The organism is Bdellovibrio bacteriovorus HD100, assembly GCF_000196175.1.
Taxonomy (GTDB): Bacteria; Bdellovibrionota; Bdellovibrionia; order Bdellovibrionales; family Bdellovibrionaceae; genus Bdellovibrio; species Bdellovibrio bacteriovorus.
Genome location: NC_005363.1, coordinates 431,368 through 452,159, shown reverse-complemented (window position 1 = coordinate 452,159; position 20,792 = coordinate 431,368). Strand labels below are relative to the sequence as shown.

At 51.4% G+C, this 20,792-nt stretch carries 23 protein-coding genes; 11 read left to right on the top strand and 12 right to left on the bottom strand.

Translation table 11 applies throughout. The features are described 5' to 3' along the window. Position 1 precedes the first annotated feature (1 nt). Together BD_RS02215 and BD_RS02210 are read right to left on the bottom strand one after the other, a co-directional pair. On the bottom strand, positions 2-589 hold the full coding sequence (locus BD_RS02215; RefSeq protein WP_226987909.1) for a diacylglycerol/polyprenol kinase family protein: 588 nt from the start codon (positions 587-589) through the stop codon (positions 2-4). Positions 590-795: 206 nt separating this feature from the next. Continuing rightward, entirely contained in the window at positions 796-1,299 is a 504-nt protein-coding gene (locus tag BD_RS02210) for a hypothetical protein (RefSeq protein ID WP_011163064.1), read from the bottom strand. Between the two features lie 188 nt (positions 1,300-1,487). Here BD_RS02210 and BD_RS02205 point away from each other — a divergent pair, with 188 nt between their 5' ends. Next, positions 1,488-2,483: a SprB repeat-containing protein gene (locus BD_RS02205; RefSeq protein WP_041583685.1), complete on the top strand. Its 996-nt coding sequence runs from the start codon at positions 1,488-1,490 to the stop codon at positions 2,481-2,483. A gap of 33 nt (positions 2,484-2,516) precedes the next feature. On the opposite strand, the gene BD_RS02200 is transcribed toward BD_RS02205, so the two are convergent. Then, positions 2,517-2,921 (bottom strand): ExbD/TolR family protein, encoded by a 405-nt coding sequence (locus BD_RS02200; RefSeq protein WP_011163061.1) that lies wholly within the window; start codon positions 2,919-2,921, stop codon positions 2,517-2,519. Between the two features lie 2 nt (positions 2,922-2,923). Beyond that, positions 2,924-3,553, bottom strand: a complete 630-nt coding sequence (locus tag BD_RS02195; protein WP_011163060.1) for a MotA/TolQ/ExbB proton channel family protein — start codon at positions 3,551-3,553, stop codon at positions 2,924-2,926. A 160-nt stretch (positions 3,554-3,713) separates the two neighbouring features. Here BD_RS02195 and BD_RS02190 point away from each other — a divergent pair, with 160 nt between their 5' ends. Continuing rightward, the gene (locus BD_RS02190) at positions 3,714-5,441 is read left to right on the top strand and encodes a sulfatase-like hydrolase/transferase (RefSeq protein ID WP_231839256.1); all 1,728 of its coding nucleotides are present in this window, start codon (positions 3,714-3,716) and stop codon (positions 5,439-5,441) included. 11 nt (positions 5,442-5,452) lie between these two features. Here the strand turns inward: BD_RS02190 and BD_RS02185 are convergent, their stop codons facing one another. From BD_RS02185 to BD_RS02160, 6 genes are read right to left on the bottom strand one after another with little or no spacing between them, the layout of a single operon-like run. Further along, positions 5,453-6,139, bottom strand: coding sequence for a hypothetical protein (locus tag BD_RS02185; RefSeq protein WP_011163058.1), 687 nt, complete (start codon positions 6,137-6,139; stop codon positions 5,453-5,455). A gap of 1 nt (position 6,140) precedes the next feature. Continuing rightward, positions 6,141-8,165 carry an FHA domain-containing protein gene (locus BD_RS02180; RefSeq protein ID WP_011163057.1) on the bottom strand — a complete coding sequence of 675 codons (2,025 nt, stop codon included), beginning with the start codon at positions 8,163-8,165 and terminating at the stop codon, positions 6,141-6,143. After that, the gene (locus BD_RS02175; RefSeq protein WP_011163056.1) at positions 8,165-9,325 is read right to left on the bottom strand and encodes an FHA domain-containing protein; all 1,161 of its coding nucleotides are present in this window, start codon (positions 9,323-9,325) and stop codon (positions 8,165-8,167) included. The genes BD_RS02180 and BD_RS02175 overlap by 1 nt, the downstream gene beginning before the upstream one ends. Next, the gene (locus BD_RS02170) at positions 9,325-10,998 is read right to left on the bottom strand and encodes an FHA domain-containing protein (protein WP_011163055.1); all 1,674 of its coding nucleotides are present in this window, start codon (positions 10,996-10,998) and stop codon (positions 9,325-9,327) included. Before BD_RS02170 ends, BD_RS02175 begins: the two co-directional genes overlap by 1 nt. Beyond that, positions 10,985-11,332, bottom strand: coding sequence for a DUF192 domain-containing protein (locus BD_RS02165; RefSeq protein WP_011163054.1), 348 nt, complete (start codon positions 11,330-11,332; stop codon positions 10,985-10,987). Before BD_RS02165 ends, BD_RS02170 begins: the two co-directional genes overlap by 14 nt. A 4-nt stretch (positions 11,333-11,336) precedes the next feature. Then, entirely contained in the window at positions 11,337-12,245 is a 909-nt protein-coding gene (locus tag BD_RS02160) for a type II secretion system F family protein (RefSeq protein ID WP_231839255.1), read from the bottom strand. Between the two features lie 28 nt (positions 12,246-12,273). On the opposite strand from BD_RS02160, the gene BD_RS02155 reads away from it, so the two are divergent. Beyond that, on the top strand, positions 12,274-12,852 hold the full coding sequence (locus BD_RS02155) for a Maf family protein (protein ID WP_011163052.1): 579 nt from the start codon (positions 12,274-12,276) through the stop codon (positions 12,850-12,852). A gap of 79 nt (positions 12,853-12,931) precedes the next feature. Beyond that, the gene (locus tag BD_RS02150) at positions 12,932-13,804 is read left to right on the top strand and encodes a polysaccharide deacetylase family protein (protein ID WP_041583441.1); all 873 of its coding nucleotides are present in this window, start codon (positions 12,932-12,934) and stop codon (positions 13,802-13,804) included. Positions 13,805-13,881: 77 nt separating this feature from the next. Here BD_RS02150 and BD_RS02145 read toward each other — a convergent pair whose 3' ends face one another. Further along, a complete protein-coding gene (locus BD_RS02145; protein ID WP_162145201.1) occupies positions 13,882-14,412 on the bottom strand; it encodes a hypothetical protein in 531 nt (176 codons plus the stop codon). Positions 14,413-14,511: 99 nt separating this feature from the next. Between BD_RS02145 and BD_RS02140 the strand changes: the two genes are divergently transcribed. From BD_RS02140 to BD_RS02125, 4 genes are read left to right on the top strand one after another with little or no spacing between them, the layout of a single operon-like run. Further along, entirely contained in the window at positions 14,512-15,171 is a 660-nt protein-coding gene (locus tag BD_RS02140) for a YggS family pyridoxal phosphate-dependent enzyme (protein ID WP_011163049.1), read from the top strand. 9 nt (positions 15,172-15,180) lie between these two features. Beyond that, positions 15,181-16,008, top strand: coding sequence for a pyrroline-5-carboxylate reductase family protein (locus BD_RS02135; protein WP_011163048.1), 828 nt, complete (start codon positions 15,181-15,183; stop codon positions 16,006-16,008). Positions 16,009-16,067: 59 nt separating this feature from the next. After that, a complete protein-coding gene (locus BD_RS02130; RefSeq protein WP_011163047.1) occupies positions 16,068-16,604 on the top strand; it encodes a DivIVA domain-containing protein in 537 nt (178 codons plus the stop codon). Between the two features lie 17 nt (positions 16,605-16,621). Continuing rightward, a complete protein-coding gene (locus BD_RS02125) occupies positions 16,622-16,906 on the top strand; it encodes a DUF167 domain-containing protein (RefSeq protein WP_011163046.1) in 285 nt (94 codons plus the stop codon). A gap of 2 nt (positions 16,907-16,908) precedes the next feature. Here BD_RS02125 and BD_RS02120 read toward each other — a convergent pair whose 3' ends face one another. Next, a complete protein-coding gene (locus tag BD_RS02120) occupies positions 16,909-18,057 on the bottom strand; it encodes a hypothetical protein (protein WP_011163045.1) in 1,149 nt (382 codons plus the stop codon). 29 nt (positions 18,058-18,086) lie between these two features. On the opposite strand from BD_RS02120, the gene BD_RS02115 reads away from it, so the two are divergent. The 3 genes from BD_RS02115 (at position 18,087) to BD_RS02105 (ending at position 20,791) form a co-directional block, all read left to right on the top strand. Beyond that, positions 18,087-19,304, top strand: a complete 1,218-nt coding sequence (locus tag BD_RS02115) for a tetracycline resistance MFS efflux pump (protein WP_011163044.1) — start codon at positions 18,087-18,089, stop codon at positions 19,302-19,304. A 3-nt stretch (positions 19,305-19,307) separates the two neighbouring features. Then, positions 19,308-19,643, top strand: a complete 336-nt coding sequence (locus BD_RS02110) for a rhodanese-like domain-containing protein (RefSeq protein WP_011163043.1) — start codon at positions 19,308-19,310, stop codon at positions 19,641-19,643. Between the two features lie 104 nt (positions 19,644-19,747). Next, positions 19,748-20,791: a porin gene (locus tag BD_RS02105; protein ID WP_011163042.1), complete on the top strand. Its 1,044-nt coding sequence runs from the start codon at positions 19,748-19,750 to the stop codon at positions 20,789-20,791. Position 20,792: the final 1 nt, after the last annotated feature.

Here is a 20,792-nt window from a genome sequence, read left to right as displayed (position 1 = left end):
ATTAGCTTACGGCTGCGAAAAATCCAAAGAAATAAAACAGGATAGTCAATCCGACAGCGCTCATCAGAGGCAAAGTCAGATTGTCGTCAAGCTTGGCAATAGGAATCAATTCTGCAAAAGCGCCCACCAAACCGGCGAACAAGCTGACCACAATCAGACGATCCATCAGATAATTATGATAGATCAGATAAATGAACGTGACAGCGGCGCAAACAAAGAACGCCGCCATAAAACCTTGAATCGATTTGTGACCAAAGATCTTGTCTTTACCGTAAAGAATCCCGAAGTAGCTCGCGATTGGATCGGCAAAAGCCAGGAACAACAGCGTCAACGCCACGATCGGACGAGGGAACAGGATATTAACAATCAAAACACCGCTAAGCAGGAAGGTCGTTCCCGCCAGTTTTTTCACTTCGCTTTGACGCATGATGGGCTTAAATGCGTGCATCGCCCAGTCATTCAAAGCAGGGTATTTCAAACGAAGAAAATCAAAAGGAACAAACAGACTCCACGCAACGATCAACACGGTCATGGAAACAGCCGGTGGCATGTACACATAAGCCAGGAACATCGCGAAGACTCCAGACATATGCCAGATCTTTCGAGCATAATGAATGTCCGAACGTTTTTTTAGATCCACAGGTTGGGTCAATCCTTCAATTAGCATCAGTATAAATCCACTTATTGTCCGCGCTTCAACGCAGGGACGGGGGCTAACTTAAAGGCAGAGTAACTGAAGATCAATTTAATTGATCTTACTCTAGCTGGATGCATTAAGATGTTGATATTAAAAGACTAAATTTGACTGGAGTGAACCAGAAGGACTTCCTCAACAGCCTTTCCGGAGCGTTCACGATAGCGAATCGTGATTTCATTATCGCCCTTTTTAAGCTGGATCAGATCCGTTTGATATTTGTCAGTGCCACGCAGGAAAATAGAAGCCGTGTAGCCGTTGCTCTTATTAATGATCTCGACGTCGCCTTCTTTGAAGCCACGCAGACAGTTTTTGCCCTCAAATTGGACATATCCACCGTCCACACTCAAAGGATTCAGAGCCTTTTTCGCACAGCTTAGATCAAACTGCGTCAGACGGCTGACCGCCGCCACTTTGGCACTGGGAATACTGGCAGGCTCACGTCCGCCAGCAAGGGCCGGAGTTTGGGCCGCCTCAAACACTTCTTCTTCAGCCACGACAGCCGAGTCTTCAGTCAAATTCATAAACGTCGGAATTCCCAAAAGGAGAACCAACACGAAAGTGACTATAATGAACTGAGTGTCTGAAGGTTGTGCTTTAAACATACCTTTTATCATCGGAATACCAGCGCAGGACTTTAGCTGTGTCATTTTGAGATAAGGCGATCAAAAAACAGCCATTTTGCTTTAGTTTTTCCACATTTCTTCCGTATTAAAGTCCAGGTACTTGGGGGAAAGTAACTATGAATGGCCGTATTCTTCGGAAAATTCGGAATTTTCGCGTCCTTTCGGCGTTGATCATCGCTTCCCTTACTATTGTCAGCTTTCAAAACTGTGCTCCCCAAAATTCATTCTGCAGCGGCGAATGCGCGGAAGAGGGCTCCACCACTGAAGCATCCAAAGGCAGTGGCAGCAGCGCGGGCGGCCGCACTGACATCTGGGGCTCCCGTCCTGGTGGCACGGGCGGCGTGAATATGGGCGGAGGTTCCAACTCTTCAGGTTCCGGCTCCGGCTCGTCCTCTGGTGGCGGCGGGGCTGTCACTATTGGCGGCGGTGGTGGCTCTTCCGGTGGCATCAGCACGGGTGGAGGCAGCTCTTCTGGTGGTGGCGGTTCTTCCGACGGCACTTTCCGTATCACCACTCAACCGGCCAGCGTCAGTGTTCAGGAAAACGGCGACTTCCAACTGGATGTGGCCGTGACTGGCGGCACTCAGCCCTACACCTATCAATGGTATGCCAACAGCAAGGCCATCTCTGGAGGCTTCGGCAACTATGCATTCTATTCAGGAAGTGCTGACAGCTGGAAAAACGAAGGGACTTACTACGTCGTTATCAAGGACGGCAAAGGCCAGAGTCTGCAAAGCACCATGGCGCGCGTGACGATTCTGGAACCAACCGTGGGTTGCACCGCGGGCAAGTATTTCACTTACACCAACGCCACCTATGATCAGGGCTATAACTATTTCACCGAATTCTTTGATGGTCCGCGCGGAAAATTTCTGCTGCATCAAAGCTATGACATTTACAACATGCTGTTCCCGTATCCAAGCTACAGTCAGCTGACTTATTTCAACGTGCCTTCGAATTTGAATTATTTGGACAAGACCTGGATCAGCTGCCGTTCCACGATCCCGCGCATTCACACACCTGCGGTGAATCCGAACTATGAGTATTACAGTGACCGCTATGCGGACTCTTCCGAGTGGAAGTATGACGGCAATATCGCCTTTGAATGCCGGAACAAAAAGCTGAAACTGATCTCTAACACCTGCAAATGGGTGCGCCGATAAAAAAAGGGCTCTTTACAGAGCCCTTTTTCATTCCTATTTTTTGTCGATACTGATCGCGAACTTTTTAACCCCGGATCCTTTGACGATATCCAGAAGCCCCACCACTTTTCCGTGCGGCACATCTTTGTCCGCCGAAATGATGGCCTGCACATCCGCATTCTTGCCCACTTCTTCAGTGGCTTTGGCGCGAACGTCCTCTTCAGATACGAAGGTTCCATTCAGATTGATGCGTCCGTCAGCAGTCAAAGCAATGTTCAGCTTGCTCGGAGCTGTCTGATCACCGCTGGCTGCCTTGGGCAGATTCACGTTGATCGTGGGCTTCATAAACATGGGTGCTGTCACCATAAAGATGATCAGAACCACAAGAATGATGTCCACGAGCGGAACGACGTTAATGTCCGCTATGGCTTCATTATTGTCGCTGTTATTAAATGCCATTTTTAAACACCTTTTTTCTTAGCGTAAGCCAGGCACAACTCTTTCACGCTTTCCAGATTCTGGAACACGCCACGAACCTGTTTGCTGTAATAGTTGTACGCCGCCACCGCCGGGATCGCCACGAACAGACCCGCTGCCGTTGCCACAAGGGCCATAGAGATACCCGCCATCACCGTCTGTTGACCCGCTTCAGGAGCTGTCGCCAGATCATTAAAGGCTTTCATGATACCCAAAACCGTACCGAACAAACCGATATACGGAGCATTGGAACCCACGGTTGCCAGGAAACCCAGAAACTTTTCCAGCTCTGGACGCTCAGTCAAAGCAAAGGTGTTGAAGATTTCAGAAAGACCTTTGCTGCCCGCGTCTCTCATGTGTTTCAACGCGTAACCTGCGGCACGGCCTTCAATAGAGTTAGGATCTTTCGCCAGATCCTCCACATCCTCAAGGCTGTTGCTCTGAAGTGCCAGCTTGATGCGAGCACGCACTCTTTGCGACTCTGCGGAAATTTTCTTCAGGGCAAAATAACGTTCCAGAATCATGCCGATGCTCAATACGCTGAGAACAAGCAAGATCCACAAAACGACCTGATCCGCCAAGTGAGCAATAGTAAATATCTTTTCCGTGAGCATGGGTGATTCCTCCAAATCTTTGACTGCGCTATCTAATTGATCCATTATCACTAAAACCATTACATACGGTCAAGGTATGCGGAAAATCATTTTAACTCTCACACTCATCCTTCTGAGTTTGGTCCAGCTCTCCTGCCAAACAAAAGACAGGAACTCTATATTGATCATCGCGGTGGACGAATTGACCATCAGCGACGTCAATTGCAGTCAGGATTCCTCCGAGAGGTCTGGTTTTCAATTGCTTTGCAGTGAGTCCGTGCGTTTCACCCATGCCTTTTCACCGTCTCCGATGTCCGTTCCGGCTTTGGCGTCCCTATTGACGGGTCTTTATCCTTATCAGCACAAGGTTCGCCACAATGGCGGCCCCGGACTGACTGCGGAAGTCGAGCTGGCTTCCGAGGTGGCCCTGGATCAGGACTATCGCACCAGCTTCTTTTCCGGTGGCGCCCCCGTCTTTCGTCGGAGCGGGTTGAATCAAGGCTTTGAACTTTTCGATGACAATATAGTTCCAACCTTCCGCAGCCTGATTCGTCCATTTAAACAGAATGCCGATGCTTTTCGACAATGGGTTCACCAGGATGTCGGCGGTATGTCTTTCTTCAGTGTGATCTATGTTCCGGATCTGCTGTTCACGAACACCGAAACCCTGACGGATCTGGGCGAGGCCCGAAACTTAAGCTTCGAAAGCCAGCGTGAAGAACTTGATGAAAGCCTTTTTGAGCTTTTCCAGGATCTGAAATCCAGTGGCCACTGGGACAGCACCACCATCTTTTTGGTGGGGCTGAATGGTCACACCGGCAATGACCGTCCGAAAGAACTCAGCTCCATGAATCTGCATGGGGAAAATACCCAGGTGGCGTTGTTCATCAAACCCTCACAAAAGAAAAAACGTGACGAAGCTATTCACTGGAAAATTGACCAGAACGTCAGCCTGGTCGATGTGGGCCGCACGCTTTTCCATCTTTTGGGCGAAAGCATCGTGGATCAGGCGCCCCAATCATTTCCGGCTCAGTCTTTGACCGAAGTGATGAAAAGTGCCACAGCCACCTGGCCAGAGGACCGCCCCCTGCTGCTGGAGTCCGGCTGGGCCCTGTGGCGTAAAGCCGGTCCGCTGAAGACTGCGGCAATCTCCAATCATGTTCTTTACATCAATGAAGAAAAGCCCCGCCTGTACAACACATTGGTCGACCGCTTTGAAACAAACCCCTTGCCGCTGTTGCAGGAAAGTATTTTACCGACCACACAAAAGCTGCAAAACCTGCTTTATCGAAATCAGTTTGTGTCCTTCCCGGCTTTAAATTCTGAGTGGACAACGAAACTGAGCCTGCCGTATTCCCGCTGGATGCGCGCAGATCAGGAAGACCTGCTATTAAAGGATCTGAAGCGACTGCAGGCCCAGCAGCCCCGGAGCCTGGATCTTCTGAACTGGACGGCGCAGATCGCACTCAACCGTAAGGACTGGGACACCCTGAAGCAACTGGGGCAGAAAAATAAAATTTCGACCTGGCAGTTTGTGGCCGAAAAAAATCTGAATGTTAAAACCGCCAAGGTCAGTGATGCCTGCTTTGATCTGGTGACAGTCAAAACCATCGGCACTGACAACCTGAAAAACTGCAACGACGGACTGTTTTTGGAATGGATCGACTGGATTCGCGCCGATGCCCGCGGGCTTTCAAGGGAAGCCCAGCGCAAGCGCTTTGAACGCTCTTTCCGCAACTATATGCTGGATCAGCTGATTCAACGCAATAATATCGCTGCGGGTTTGATCTGGGACACATCCCGGGACAATATCTTTGCCCCTTCCCGTGTCGAGCTGGCACTGGCATTGCCGGAATTTTCCAAGCTGCGCCATCAGGTTTATAAATCCCTGACTATCGAAGAACTTTGAGTTTTTTTGGACTATTCGCCGGAAACGTCGATCAGACCCAGCCAGAACGGGGAATCCGGATCTTCCTGAATCATCCCTGTGGTGACCGTGCCCAGATCCAGCGAATCCCCTTCGCGGGTCCACAGTGTGGTTGCCACACTGGAACTGGCCAGCAGCACCAGGCGATCACCTTCGCTCACGTAGGTGTGCCCGCACTGAATATAGCAGGTCGGATCCAACCCCAAAAGCTGGGATGGTAATGGAGGCAAAGCCTGCGGTCTTGGCAGCTCACTGGACAGATCCTGTCCGATGGACAACGGCTGCAGCCTTTGATTTCTTCTTTGAATAAACAAACTGGGACAACCCACGTGCGCCCACGCCACTTGGGGGCCGCGTTTGAAGATCGCCATCAGCTCCACGCCGGAAAAATACTCTGCGCGGTTTTCACCGCGGTAAAGCAGGTCATTGGCAATCAGAATGCCGGTGCGCACATAGTTCACTTCATCCGAAAGACACGTCAGAAACTCAAAAGGTGACGTCACTTCCACGTCCGCCTTGGCAGCGCTGACATACTTCACCACTTCATCCAGTGCCCGCTGGGCATGCTCAGGCTGCCCCCAAGACGTGGCAACAACGATCAGACTGCCGTCATCCTCGCGATGAATCAGCGGCTTGGGACGAAGAATCTTGGTGCTGTACGAGCGCTCCTGCAGTTTCACTTTACAATGCTCCGTATTTTTTCAACTTGATGTAGGCCTTCTTGTAGTACTCACCGTCCGGGATATCCAGCTCCAGGATCTTCTTCCACTTGTCCTTGGCGCCGGCTTTGGATTCGCCCCCATCGACGTTACCAAAACTTTCCTCCAGGATGCCTTCCTGATAAAGCGTCATCATCTGCTTGCGCAGCTCGCTGGTGTAACGCTCGATACGATCCGGAAGCTCATCATTGGTTGGATCCAGACTGCGCGCTTTACGCAAGGCCTGAATCGCCCCTTTCAGATTCTGGGCCTGATAGTTCTTTTCCGCCTCGGCTTGCAAACTCGCCGTTTTGGAATTCATCATCTGACGAATCGAAGCGATGTTGCGTTTGGCCTGACCTTTATAACCGCTTGGATCCGGAAGCTTTGACTCCAGTACTTTTTCGTAAGCTGCAATGGCATCCAGAGGTTTGCCTTTTTTATGCACCCCTTCAGCCCAGCCATACAGGCCACGCATCTTTGCCACCAGGGACTGGTAAGCGGCCTTTTCAGCCTCTTTGGCCTCGCGCTGGGCATTGAGCATATCGACCTGGGATTTCAGGTCAAGAATGCGCGGATGCTCTGGATTGAACTGCAGCACGGGACTCAGACAGTCTTCCATCTCGGCCGCCGTGATGGTTGGATTTATTTTCTTCTGGCATTCCACAACCTGCTTCTGGATTTTCTCCTCAGCTTCGGCTTTGGCCTTTTCAATTTCTTCCTGACGACGCTGCTGTTCCTGAATGAAGATCGCCTCTTTCGAAAGACGCTCGATCTCGCGGATATCCTCGTAGTCCGGGATGATCTCCTGAATCTTTATGATCTCATCCTGGGCCAGCTGATACTTACCCTGCATGTACAGATTCTTCGCGTCTTTATAGCGCTGACGAACCAAGGCCTGTTGCTCAGGCTTCAGCTTCGAGAACAACTCCTGCGGCGAACCCGGAGCCATCACCTGACCCGGCTGCGCCGGCGGAGCCGTCTTGTCACCACCGCTGAACAGATAGGCCACGGCCAAAAGCACCACCGCACCCACAATCAGTTTCGGACGGTGCTTCTGGAAGTCAAATTTGCCCGAAGCCTGCGGCATTGGCCCAGGCATCGGTGCCCCCATGCCTGGATACTGCATCGGCTGTTGATACGGCATCGGCGGCATCGCCCCCTGATACGGCATCATTTCGTGGGACTGATGCTGGTATTCCATAGGCACGTTGTCATAGCTGGTTGGCACCAACGGACTGGGCGGCGCCACATTCACCATTTCCAGACGGCTCTGGAAGCTGGCATCGTGCAACTCAAAGTACAAATAATTTTCCAGCACACTGATCGCATCCCCGGACTTGATCGGAGTCATGTCCGTGGAGGATATAGGGTTTCCATTTAAGAGCGTGCCGTTCACACTGCCCAGATCCAGAATCACAAACTGGGATCCGGCCCGGCGGATTTCAAACTGACGACGGCTGACCCGCTGATCGCGAATCTGGATATGACAGGTGGAATCCCGTCCTGCAATCCAGGCATCGCCTGCATCAAGACGGATCATCTCTTTGGTTTCATTCTGCGCATCCACAATCTTGATGAAGGCCGCTGTGGGCGCCACCCCGATCATGGTTTTTTCATCACTGCCATCAAATGACTCCGGAGCGGAACCCATGACTGCCGGCAGGTTTTCGCCACTGCTCATGGCAGGGGCTTCCTGGTACACCGGGGCTTCCGCCACTGTGTTCAGGAAGTCAAATTCATATGGAGGCACAGTGAACATCGCCCCGTGCTCCAGCTGGAACTGCTGAACCTGTTCCCCATTATGGATCACTTCACCATAACGGGAGACAACTTCGACATTCCAGCTGCCGTTGAAAGAAACTTTGAAATGCTCGCGGGAAATGCCTTTTTCCGGCTGCAATACGATATCACAGTCCTCTTTACGGCCGGCCACATAAGAGCGGTCCTCCGTCAGATTCACTTCACAGACTGTTTTGCCACGCAGGCGCACACGCAGAAGAGCCATTAGAACCTGCCCTCCAGATTCAGCGTGCACTCTTCATAGAACTGCTTGGCTTCCTTGAATGAAGGATCGTCCTTGCGGTGCTGAAGCATGGTCATCACGTTGGAATAATTCGACTGGCACATTCTCCAGTTCTTTTTTTCGCGGTATCGGTTGCCTTGAATCATGTTGAATTTCACCAGCTCGTCAAACTTGATCTTCGAAAGATGGAAATACCGTTTTGCCAGCTCGTTGTCCGGATCCAGATTCAAAACAACCTGGAACGCCTCGCGCGCACGAGCATACTGGCCCTGCTGGAAGTCGCGGAAGCCCTTGATGAAGTTTTCCTGAGCCCGGCGGTATTGAACCGAGTCGTATTTTTCTTTTTTAATTGTCAAAAGCTCCTGCGAACGTTTCTCGGCCTCGGCCACGTCCGCCATGGACAGAGCTGAAGTTCTGAATGCATTCGGGTCTTTTTTGTTCTTATTGCCGGAATCCGACAGGAAGAACCACGCTGCCAAACCCACAATGGCGATGATTCCATAGAATCTGGCCTTCGGATTGGAAAGCAGTCCGCCACCACCAGAAGGTCCACCCATCGGCGCCCCCATGTTGGGCATGCCGTGATTCGGAGGTGGAGTGTACCCACCATAAGCCATCGGCTGTGCCGGAGGCATCGAAGGATTCGGCATCGCCGGCATCGGACGAGGCTGCTGATAAGCCGGCGTCTGAGCCTGCGGGAACGGATTGCTGACCGGCATCTGCTGCGGACGCGGTGGAGTCGGCGCCGGGAACGGATTTGGCGTCAATAGCGGAGACGGTGTCGCTGCCGGTGTTGGCGGAGGCGCCTGCACCACGGGCATGTCGACTTTGAACAGAATTTCTGTCTCACCAATCTGAATCACCGAATCGTTCGTAAGAACTTCGGATTGAATGCTCTGGCCATTGACCATCACAAAGTTTTTCTGACTCAGATTGACGAGCACAAATTCATTGCCACGCTGTTTGATTTCCGCGTGCTGACGGCTGACGCGCGGATCCTGGGAAAGGACAATGTCATTCTCGGGACCACGGCCCATGGATACAGAAGCCTTTTCAAAAGAAAGCTTCTGACCAATATGCGGTCCTTTGATGATCTCGATATCAAACTTCATGGAATCCTTCACCTGAGGGGCTGCGCTCATCACGAGCCTCCTTCAGTTGGTGACACAGTGATCACATAATAATCCACTTCCTGGCCTGTGCAGAATGCCTGACAGCTCAGAATACAAAGGTGCCCGCTGAACTCCAGCTGATCCGTGTGGATGCCGCGTGGATTTTCCCGGGAACGCGCCACCAGACCTTCGATATTCTGCTGCAAAGCCACATCCGGGATTGCTTTGTACATCTGCCCCTGAATCTGCGCCATTTCAGCACGAGCCACCTGCAGGAATGAAGGGTTGCAGGAAATAATCCGGCCTTCCTTCGAAATCGCCACACATGGATAACCGATCATCTGCATCAGATTTTCAGCCTCGCCGTCCTTGTTCACAAATCCTGCGGCACCACCGCCCTTGTCGGTGTCACCGTTGATATATCTGGTCAACAGACTGTTGACATTACCAATCAAAGCCTGCAATGGCGGGAACTGGAAATCCACCACCGTATTGTCAGTTTTTTCGCGCATGGCGGCGTCCAGTTGTGCATTCAACGTCACCAGCGGATATTCAATCAGCTTATACATGAAGTAGAACAGCAACAAACCAATCAATGAGGCAATCACCAGCGTCTGCATAAACAGACTGATCGCCCGGCCGTCATCAAAGGCCAGACTGCCGATATCATAAAGCACAATCGCATGCGCCTTCACCGACTGCTCGCCCGTGTTCGGGTCAAACAGACCAATTGGGAAGCTCGCACCGATAGTGGAGGAGTCCACTTCCACCGACTGCGGGCGCATTTCCCGACGGGCCGAGTGAACAAACGGCAGATCCGGCGTGGTCCCCGCGCGCGAAGCCGGCGCCAGGATCATACCATCAGACTGCTGCACAATCAGAACCTGCTTCACACCGTCTTCGGATTCCGCCGCGTTGGTGCTTAAGGATGAATAACTGTTTTGCAAAAGAGCTGCCTGATTCAGTGTCGCCACCGTACGGGCAATGGAAGCCGCCCGGCGTTTACTTTCATTGATGATACTGGCGCGGGTGATCTGCACCATCGGAATCATTGAAAGCAGCGTTGTGGAGAAGATAAACAACACCACAAAGCCCAGCAGAACCATTTTCATTTCCACAAACTGTGGAAGCTTGTAAACCCCGGGCAAAGCCACGCGGTCCATATATTCGTTGAATTTATCCACCAGGCCTTTGAAACCGCCCTGCTGGAATGCCGGAGCTGGTGCGGGTGCTGGGCCTGCGCCCGGCATCCCCATGCCCGCCATTGGCTGCGGCATCCCCTGAGGCATACCCATATTTTGCTGTGGCATACCCATGTGCATAGGTTGCGGCATTTGTGGAGCGGCTCCGCCGCCATAGTAAGGCATTGGCGCCTGCGGACTTGGCTGCCCTTGCGGACGCTGTGCTCGGGATTCCTGCGCCGGGATCACATCGGCAATCACATCGTGAATGCCCAGTTTGTCACCCAAACGCATCACACCACTCTGCACACGGACACCGTTCAAATAAGTGCCGTTGCTGGAACGAAGATCCGTCACAACAATTTTATCTTTGAATACAGCAATCTCGGTGTGTTCCTTGGAAACACCGGAACTGATAAGTTTTATGTCACACTGAGGAGCCCGACCGATGAGGTTTTTCCCCATCTTCAGCTCCAGCACTGAACCCGCCTGCGGGCCGGACAAGATTCTAAGCGCCCACATAAAGTTGATCTCCCACGCTGACATTCCCGTTGCTGACTGTACCTGATGCCATCTCTATCACCGAAGCGGCTCCCCACACCGGGAGCACCAGTCTCCAGGGACGCACATCCCTGCGGATCGCGCGCACCTTAAGATTTTTATCCACGAACACACAATCAATAGAAAACTTCATAAAGAAGGTGTGGATGCTGTTGCAGTGATGAATCCACAACGCCTTTTCAGCCGGCAGACTTTCGCGGCCCAAAAGACCTTTGCCACGACTCAGGAAAGTGGAGGCCACTTCCAGATCCGCAATCAAAGTTTTGTTGTTGGTTGTGTTCATCAACTTAGCCATCACTTTACTTTCCACCATACATGAATGAAACCGCTACCGGACCGAAGACGATGATGAATACCGCTGGCAGAATGAACAGCATCAGCGGGATCAACATGGTCTGGGAGGCCTGCGCACCGGCTTTCTCAGCACGAACGAATCTTTCCAGACGCATCTGCACTGACTGGTCTTTCAGGACCTGGGAAATACTGGCCCCCGTGGACTCGGCATCCACCAGAACCGCCACAAAACTTGTGATCTCGTTCATGTCCAAACGCTCAGCCATTTCCTTCAAAGCCTGCGCTTTGGAGGAACCGATTTTGATATCTTTCAAAACAATTGAAAACTCTTCTGCCAGCACACTGTCCGTGCCATTGGCTTTGTCCACGATCTTCTGAATCGCCGAGAAAAAGTCCAGACCCGCTTCCACCGACAGCGCCAGCAGATCGATGAAGAACGGCAGGTCCGCGCGCACGGAAAGCTCCCGGCGCTTCTTTTCCCCGCGCGCATGAATCTGCGGCAGATAGAAACCAATCAGACCCATACCCACAACAACCATCGGGGACAAACCCAACTGCAATGAGAAGTTCATGATCAGCAGGAAGATCGGGAACATGATCCCCCACAGGAACTGCAACCCGATGAATTCATCCTCGTTCAGCTCTGAAGACAGGCCCGAGGTTTTGATGTATTTACGAACTTTTTTGCGGTAGGACTCGCTGCGAATCTTCATCGCATGCTGCAAGGTGAACTGGTGCACCAGTGGTCGCGAGAAATTGATCACCGGATTTTTGGATTTCACCGGCTCATCATTGTTCGCCCATGAAAGCTGCTGCTTGTCCGTGTTACTTGCAAAGATGGAACTGACAAAAAGGAAGACCGCAACTCCTGCGAGCAGCAATCCCAGAATCAGCATTAACTCTGCACTTCCCATTTTCGCCTCTTCGTGTTCAAGTATCCTCATGAAACCAGCATTGATCTTGGCCTCAGAGTCACCGCGCCGAAAACAGCTTCTTAGTGAAGCGGGTTTTTCATTCGACGTGGTTCCAGTTAAAGTATCGGAAATTCCTAACAAAAACCTGAATGTAAACGATCAGATTTTAGATATCGCCAGACGAAAAGCGAGTGCTGCTTTGCCCCTGCTAAAGTCCAGCCGGCAAGACGCGTTTATCGTGCTTTGCGCCGACACCGAGGTGATTTTCAATGGGGCCCCCCTGGGTAAGCCCGCCGATCGTCAGGATGCCTATCGCATTCTTAAACTTTTGTCTGGTAAATATCATGAGGTCATCACGGCGGTCTGCCTGGTCGAGTCCAGCACGGGCAAGGAAGTGTCTCAGACTGAGACTACAAAAATTTACTTCCGGCAGCTGACTGATGATGAAATCTGGACCTACATAGACACCGGCGAACCCATGGACAAAGCCGGTGCTTACGGCATTCAGGGACAGGGTGGAAAATTCATCGAACGCTTCGACGGCCCCTTCTACAATGTGGTGGGACTTCCCATCGACCTGGTGAAAAATCTACTGTCCAAATTCTGAACAGTGAAAGATCTCTGGGGCCTTCGGCGCATCCTCTGTTATGGTGCGCCTTTCAGCTCTCTACCGGAGGTCTTAATTGATGAAACGCCCTATTTCTTTGGCACTGTCCGCGCTGACTTTGACTGCTTCCCTGGCTCACGCCCAGGAGGAAGCTCTGCCACAGGCTCCTTCCAACGAAAAACTGATTGAGCTCCAGACGACCCAGGGAATGAAACGGGCGATGGAAAAAATCCTGAACATCGAAAGCGAATGGGGCATTTTCGACAAATTCAAACCGAATCGCTGCAAGTATGCGATTCAAGTTCCTGACTCGGTCACTCGTGGTACGATTGCGCTGACCTTCGATGACGGGCCGAACCCGGATACAACACCTTTGATTCTGGATGTCCTGAAAGCACACAATGCCAAGGGCACGTTCTTTATTTTGGGAAGCAAAATCAAAGGTAACGAAGCGATCCTGCGCCGTATGGTGGCCGAAGGTCATCAGCTGGCGAATCACTCTTACAGCCATCCGAACTTCCACGAACTGAGCTCATCGCGCATGAACTCGGAAATCAAGACCACCGACCGCCTGCTTCGCACCGTGGGAACTCCCCGCTTCTTCCGTTATCCTTACGGAAACTCCACCTGCTCCAGCAACGAACTGGTCAGTTCTTTGGGTTATGTAAATGTAGGCTGGGATATCGACACTTGCGACTGGGCTTTTGCTGACGGCCAAGTCAGCGACAAAGAAAACGCAACCTGCCAGGCCCCGCAGCATCTGCGCCGTGATTACGCCGGCTACGTAGCTAACGTCGTGGCACAAACTCAAGGCGGTGTCCTGCTGATGCACGACATCCACAAAAACACCGCACACAGCCTGGACCGTCTGATGACGATGCTGGAACAAGACGGCTACCGTTTCGTATCCCTCACCGACCGCAACATCTTCCCCAAACTAAACCGCCGCTAACCCCAAAAGGTACCTGCTTACTTTTGCAGAAGCCCTGCACAAAACGCGGCGCTTCGGAAAAAGTAAGCAGGTACCTTTTAGATTCTTAGAGGATAGGGCTGTGATTGCAGTCCTATTTTTTTTAGATGTTCGAGTATTTCGCGGTCGGCGATGACGGAATAGCCGCGAACTTCTTCCAAGACCCGTGTCCATGGGCGCTGATCCCAGAACTTCTTTTTCAGTTTTCGTGTTTTACCAGCCCCGGTGATCATCAGGGCCAGCATGCCGCTGACCGCGCGAATAAAGGGCGCAAAGCTGCGCCGTTTGCGCAGACGAATCAACACATGCAGGCTTTCGCCGGAACAGACGATTTCCCTGAGGGAAATTCCGTATTTTCGCGCCTGACTCTTTAAAACTGTTTCGATGATTCTTTTGTTCTTCGATTTTTCAAAGGCCCATTCGCCCTGGGCGGATTCTGACGACAACACAACATGCATGGCTTTTTTCAAAGAAAGCGGCCGCGCCGTTTTGGCGTGACTGCTCTTCAAAAGCGCACCCCCGAACTGCTTCGTAAGTTGCAGACGGGGGTTATCTATACGGGCTGTGGCTCTTCGGGAGGAGCGTCTCATGAACCATGTTCTACCACCATTTCCGGGGTCGTCAACAAAAAAAGTAGCGATGGTATTTTTATTGGACATTTTTGCGAACGGAATGATAGGTTTCACGTCATGGCATTAAAAGAGATCACAGAAAAAGCAAAACCCGCGAAGATCCTGGCCGTTTCTAAACTTCAGCCGGCGGAAAAGGTGCGCGCCCTGCACGTCGAGGGTCAGCGCCTGTTTGGTGAAAATTACGTTCAGGAAGCCCTTGAAAAACAAAGCGTGCTTTCTGACCTTTCTGATATTCAGTGGCATCTGATTGGCCACCTTCAAAAGAACAAAGCCAAATTGGTGGTCGGAAAGTTTCACCTGATTCATTCGGTGGACTCTCTGGAACTGGCTCAGGTGATCAGCCGCCAGTGCGAACAAAAAGGCGTCAGTCAAAACATCCTGATCCAGGTGAATCTGGCAGGCGAAGCCAGCAAAGAGGGCTTTTCCGCGGAAACACTTGAAAACCAGTGGGCCGAACTGACGAAACTGCCCCATCTTCACATTTATGGCCTGATGACCATGCCACCATTAACCGAAACCGGGGCCGAAGTACGTCCTTACTTTGCAGAGCTGCGCCAACTGCGCGACCGCCTGAAAACGACCACGGACACGACAGTTCATCCGCTGAATGAGCTGTCAATGGGCACGAGTCACGACTATCCGGTCGCGGTTGAGGAAGGCGCCACAATCGTGCGCCTTGGGACTATTTTATTTGGCGAACGTCCCGCCAAAGGGTAGGATCACAATATGAATCCCTTGTTGAAATCGCAAAAAATCGGCTTTCTGGGTGCAGGGAATATGGCGCAAGCCATGATCAAAGGTCTCATCGAAGGAGGCTTTCCTGCCAAAAATATTTTCGCTTCCAACCGCTCTGAAGGAAAGCTTCACAAACTTGCTGAAACATTCAAAATAAATCCGGTCTTCAGCAATGATGAACTGGTCGACACGTGCGATATCATCATCCTGGCGATCAAACCTCAGGATCTGCTGCAGGCACTGGAGCCAGTGACCCGCAGTTTTGACGAACACAAGATCGTCATCAGTGTTGCCGCCGGCATCCGCATGGAAAAGCTGGAGCGTTACGTTCAAGGTGCGCGCCTTGCGCGCGTGATGCCCAACACCCCATCTCTGATCGGTCGTGGAGTTATCGGTTATCTTTTGAATGACGATGACGACAGCGGCCTGGACAGCACCGTGGAAGACCTTTTCCAGCCTCTGGGTCGTGTGATTCAGGTTCACGACGAGGATCAGTTTGAAGCCCTGATGGTTTCCTGCTCCAGCGGAACCGGATTTGTCTTTGAGATGATGATGTACTGGCAGGACTGGATCGAAGAGCATGGCTTTTCTGTCGAAGAAGCCCGCATGATGACCATTGAAACTTTTGTCGGCGCCTCGCTGCTGGCAGCACAAGCCCGCGAAGGCGTGGAAGACCTGCAAGCCCGTGTCACATCAAAGAAAGGCGTCACTGCGGCTGGACTTCAGTCCATGAGAGAGCTTGAGATTGAACGCGCTCTTCGCATCAGCTTCGAGAAAGCGGCGATGAGAAACAAAGAAATGGCCCGGGAAATCAAATAACCTTGCCCAGGCACAGACTCGGCCTTTATCCTTAATCATATTGTTCAAGGAGGAACAAAATGAGAATTACTCCTATCGATATCGCTCACAAATCTTTTGGTAAAAAGATGATGGGTCTTGATGCTGACGAAGTTATGGATTTTCTTCAGCAGATCGCTGCCCAGATGGAGTCCTTGATTCAGGAAAGAAACACCCTGAAAGAAGCCATTCGCGAAAAAGAACTTTCTTTGATGGAATACAAAGAGCGCGATCAGGTTTTGAAAGAGACTATCGCCACTGCAACTCAGATGGCAGACCGCCTTCGTCAGGATGCCGACCGTGAAGCGAAATTGATCATCGCCGATGCCCAGCAAAAGGCCGAGATCATCACTCGTGATTCCCGCGACTCTTTGAAGAAAATGTACCAGGAAGTGACCGAACTGAAGCGCGTGCGCATGCAGTTTGAAGCCAACCTGAAAGCTCTGGCGCAAGCGCATCTGTCCCTGCTGGAGCAAGGTGAAAAGTACATGCCACAAGCTCAGCTTCCAAATCACAATATCGTGAATGGAAATGGCGCCGGCCGCTCTCCAAACGTGTCCCCTCTTTCTGCTGAATAATCAGCACGAAGACACTCATGATTGAAGCAACAAAAGGTGGAGTTCGACTCCACCTTTTTATTCAGCCCAAGTCCTCCAAAAACGAAGTTGTGGGTCCTCACAACGGCGAAATCAAAATCAAACTGACCGCCCCGCCTGTCGACGGAAAAGCCAATGAATGCCTGATCGAATTTCTTTCGGATCTGTTTGATATTCCCAAGCGCGATGTGCATTTGATCAAAGGCGAAACCGGACGCCACAAGGTGGTGGAGCTGGCAGGTCTTGATGTGGAAAAAACAAGGGAAGCACTGAGGCTTCCCTAAAACTAACGACGTTTCTTTTTGTTGGATTTCAGCTCGATCTGGAATTCCGTATCATCCAGCTGCTGTTGCAATTCATCATCCACCCGCGGACGCTTTTTCGGCGCAGTCGGACGGGGCTTGAACAGGTTCTGATCCACACCGTCGCTTGTCTGCTCTTTAAAGCGGCGGACTTTCTTTTCGGAGCTCAAATCGCTTTCTTCATACATATTGGAGCGGTAGTTCGGCACCGGGTTTTCAACCGGAGGAACATAGTCCGGCTCTGAATAACCCTCGCTCATATCAAAGCTGTAGCGGATGAAACCACCGACATGGAAGCCCGCCGCCGAATTAGAGCCCGTCAGCGTCATGCCCCCATTGGCCTGCACACTCAACTTCGGACTGATCAGCCAGGTTGCATACAGCTGACTGTCCATCAAATTCGGTTTCACAGAATAGAATTTCATTGAACCCGCATTGACGCTGTTGATGTAAGAAGTTCGCAAAGCTTCAGTCACGTCCGTGGTGTCATCAGAAACACTTTGATAACCGAAAAGCTCGGCTCCCAAACGCAGTCGCTGCAGCTTCATCTGCGCCCCCACCCCCCAAGGCATCAGGAATGAGCGGCCACTGCCGCGATAATTGAAACCCAGCCAGCCATAGCCGCGCAGAGTTCCGAAGTCTTTTTGTGCAATCAAACGGGAGCGAACCTCAAAAACACCTTCTGAATTCAGTACGGTATCCGAAGCAGGGTTGACCTCTTCAAAGGGCATGACCGCGATGACTTCCGGAATCAGCTGAAATGCGTCGGAATACATCAGGAAATCAAAGCCCACAGCCGCTTCACTGATCGAACTGTTGGAACGAGTGGCGACCGAGTCCTTGCTTTCCGCATTGCTGATCGTTCCCCAGCCCAGAATCGACCAGTTTCTTTTCGGAACATAGCGAGTCCCAAAAGAAGTGTCGATTAACGAGTAGCTGTTACCACTGACCAGGCTCTGACTGCCGCCCCCTGAAGCCGGATAATTGGCCTCAGAATAGAAATAGTTGGCATTCACCTCAAAATCCCAGTGATCCCGGCGAAATTCCTTGTAGTTATCCACAGCCAGAGCTGGCAATGAAATCGAAAAAATAGACAGAGCGACACACGCCCAACGCGGAAGATTATTTGCCATTTTCATAACTTCCTAATATTAACAACCCTATGACTGCGACATCAAACAAATCACAGCTGGCCATCATCTTTTTCACTGTTTTCCTGTATTTAGTGGGCTTTGGTGTGGTTATTCCAATCCTCCCCATCCTAAGTCGCAACTTTGGCGCCACGGCGCTTGAAACAGGCTTGCTGCTGTCGGTTTATTCCCTGATGCAATTTCTATTTGCACCATTCTGGGGCCGCCTGAGCGATCGGATGGGTCGTCGTCCGATTCTGTTGTTCTGCCTGGTGGGTGAAACTCTTTCTTACATCATGTTTGCCTGGGCGAGGTCTTTGGAGTGGCTCTTTGTCGCACGCATCCTGGCGGGTTTCTTCGGCGCCAGCCTTTCCACTGCTTCGGCTTATATTTCGGATATCACCCCAAAACACGAACGCTCCAAAGGCATGGCCCTGATTGGGGCGGCGTTTGGTTTGGGCTTTGTTGTCGGACCGGCCTTGGGTGGTGGCCTGGCGGTTTGGGGTCAGCACATCAATCCCGCCCCGCACTTTGACACTTCGTTTGCCTCCTACTGGGTGGCGGCTTTGTGCTTTGCGAACTTCTTGTTTGGTGTGAAGTTCCTGAAGGAATCCTTAAGCGAGAAAAGCGAGTCTGCCGCAAAAAGAAAACGTTTCTCGATCATGTGGCAGTATCTGAACAAAAAAACCGTGGGCCCTCTGATGACAGTGTTCCTGCTGTCATCTTTGGCAATGTCTTCCATGGAGGCCACCCTGATCCTGTTCATGGGTGAAAAATACCAGTGGGACGTCAAACAGGTCAGCTTCGGTTTTGCCTATATCGGAGTCATCATCATCTTCACTCAAGGTTTTTTGGTGCGACGTCTGCTGCCAAAGTGGGGCGAGCGCAAGGTTCTGCGTCTGGGGGTTTTGCTTCTGGCTCTGGGCCTGACTGGCATTGCTATCGCGGATTCCATCACCGGCATGGCGATCACGATGACTTTACTGTCATTGGGCAATGGCCTGGCCAATCCTTCAACGTTGGGAAGCATCAGCTTGCTGTCTGATGCCAACGAACAAGGTGCCGCCATGGGAGTCACTCAAAGTATGGCTTCATTGGGTCGCATTCTGGGACCTGCATTGGGCGGGGCCCTTTACGGAACTGTGGCGATCACCGCTCCGTTCTGGGCATCGGGCCTGATGGCCTTCCTGGGTCTTGCCATTGTTATCATCATTTACAAATTCATCCCGGAACACGGGCGCGTAGGATAGATCATGGACTTTAATTCAATCGGCTATTTCCAGTTCGACAATCTGATTCAAACCCGCACTCCTTTTCTTCTGTTGATTTTGGACAACGTGGATCTGAATGACTGGTACAAGAGCGTGACCAAAATGCACTTGGATAACATCAGTCTGCCATCCACCCCCGAGGGGGCGTTGGAGGCGGTGAAGGGAAAGAACCTTCCTCCCCACTTTGCCGTCGTTGTTTTGGATCGCGACGAAAACACCGCCCCGAAGGTTGCGGCCATGTTAGAACAAGCCGGATTCATCAACAGTTTCTATGTTAAAGGTGGCCTTGAGGGCCTCTTGATTGAACGCCAACAATAATTTGACATAGAACCAACATAATTTTTTAAAGCGTTGTTGTTGAAGGCACGACTTTATACCATACTAGCTACATCAAAACTTAGAACTTTAAACAAGGAAGTAACATGAAAAAGTTTTTGATTGCAGCTCTTGCTACAACAACGATGACTTCTGCAGCTCAGGCCGGAACTTTGAATTTGGACCTGCGTGCAGACTACAACTCAACCACCTACGACGAGTCTTCCCAACCGGACGTCTCCAAGTTCTATTTCAAGACGGGCCGCTTGGATTATATGGGTAAAGCGACGGAAGATCTTTCTTTCCGTGTTCGCTTGGCCTTCAATAAATCAGCAACCCAGCTTGTAGATAGCGCCCAAACCGCTGTCGAATACGCGTTCCTGACACACAAAATGTCCGACGTGTTTGCTTTGTCCGTAGGTCGCTTCAACACTGAATTCGGTGGCTTCGAAGGCGCAACCAGCGGCGCAGACTTGTACCTGACTTCCCAGTTCTACACAGGCCGTGGACCGGATGGAGCTCTTGGTGGTGCGAATCTGGGCACTTCTGATCTTCTATATATGACTGGTGCCAAAGGGACTTTCACTTTCGGTGGCCACAACGTCTACGTCATGGCAACAAACGAATCCGAGACTTTGGCGGGCCCAACTGCAACTCAAAACACTATGATGATGGGTGCAGTTTGGAGAGGCGCTTGGACAGAAGACAAAGCCTTGATGACAAACCTTTCTTACCACACCCTGAACGGTCCTGCGGATGGCGACAAACACCAGTTCATGACTGCAGGTGTGATGTGGAATGCAAAACCAGCGATGGTTTCGGTAGACTACCTGATGTCTGAAGCAAAATTGGATGCTGGCGAGAAAGACACTGTGACTTCCATCGTGGCGAAATTCGCTTACACTGGTTGGGAACAGTGGACTCCACGTCTTGAGTTCCAGACTTCTGAAGAGAAACTGGAAATCGGCGGCGAAGAAACCAACAAATTCATCGGTTACGGTGCGGTTCTTGAGTACAAACCATACACTGACACCAACTTCCGCTACCACCTTGCTTACGCAAACGTGAAGGAAGAACCAGAAGCTGGCGACGACATCACAAGCCAGGAAGTAGTTTTGGGTGCCCGCTTGATGGCGGACTTCCTAAAATAAG

Coding starts and splice junctions, on each gene's coding strand:
- BD_RS02215 (WP_226987909.1), bottom strand. CDS start 589: ATGTCTGGAGTCTTCGCGATGTTCCTGGCTTATGTGTACATGCCACCG.
- BD_RS02210 (WP_011163064.1), bottom strand. CDS start 1,299: ATGTTTAAAGCACAACCTTCAGACACTCAGTTCATTATAGTCACTTTC.
- BD_RS02200 (WP_011163061.1), bottom strand. CDS start 2,921: ATGGCATTTAATAACAGCGACAATAATGAAGCCATAGCGGACATTAAC.
- BD_RS02195 (WP_011163060.1), bottom strand. CDS start 3,553: ATGCTCACGGAAAAGATATTTACTATTGCTCACTTGGCGGATCAGGTC.
- BD_RS02180 (WP_011163057.1), bottom strand. CDS start 8,165: ATGGCTCTTCTGCGTGTGCGCCTGCGTGGCAAAACAGTCTGTGAAGTG.
- BD_RS02175 (WP_011163056.1), bottom strand. CDS start 9,325: ATGAGCGCAGCCCCTCAGGTGAAGGATTCCATGAAGTTTGATATCGAG.
- BD_RS02170 (WP_011163055.1), bottom strand. CDS start 10,998: ATGTGGGCGCTTAGAATCTTGTCCGGCCCGCAGGCGGGTTCAGTGCTG.
- BD_RS02165 (WP_011163054.1), bottom strand. CDS start 11,332: ATGGCTAAGTTGATGAACACAACCAACAACAAAACTTTGATTGCGGAT.
- BD_RS02160 (WP_231839255.1), bottom strand. CDS start 12,245: ATGGGAAGTGCAGAGTTAATGCTGATTCTGGGATTGCTGCTCGCAGGA.
- BD_RS02155 (WP_011163052.1), top strand. CDS start 12,274: ATGAAACCAGCATTGATCTTGGCCTCAGAGTCACCGCGCCGAAAACAG.
- BD_RS02150 (WP_041583441.1), top strand. CDS start 12,932: ATGAAACGCCCTATTTCTTTGGCACTGTCCGCGCTGACTTTGACTGCT.
- BD_RS02145 (WP_162145201.1), bottom strand. CDS start 14,412: ATGAGACGCTCCTCCCGAAGAGCCACAGCCCGTATAGATAACCCCCGT.
- BD_RS02140 (WP_011163049.1), top strand. CDS start 14,512: ATGGCATTAAAAGAGATCACAGAAAAAGCAAAACCCGCGAAGATCCTG.
- BD_RS02135 (WP_011163048.1), top strand. CDS start 15,181: ATGAATCCCTTGTTGAAATCGCAAAAAATCGGCTTTCTGGGTGCAGGG.
- BD_RS02130 (WP_011163047.1), top strand. CDS start 16,068: ATGAGAATTACTCCTATCGATATCGCTCACAAATCTTTTGGTAAAAAG.
- BD_RS02125 (WP_011163046.1), top strand. CDS start 16,622: ATGATTGAAGCAACAAAAGGTGGAGTTCGACTCCACCTTTTTATTCAG.
- BD_RS02120 (WP_011163045.1), bottom strand. CDS start 18,057: ATGGCAAATAATCTTCCGCGTTGGGCGTGTGTCGCTCTGTCTATTTTT.
- BD_RS02115 (WP_011163044.1), top strand. CDS start 18,087: ATGACTGCGACATCAAACAAATCACAGCTGGCCATCATCTTTTTCACT.
- BD_RS02110 (WP_011163043.1), top strand. CDS start 19,308: ATGGACTTTAATTCAATCGGCTATTTCCAGTTCGACAATCTGATTCAA.
- BD_RS02105 (WP_011163042.1), top strand. CDS start 19,748: ATGAAAAAGTTTTTGATTGCAGCTCTTGCTACAACAACGATGACTTCT.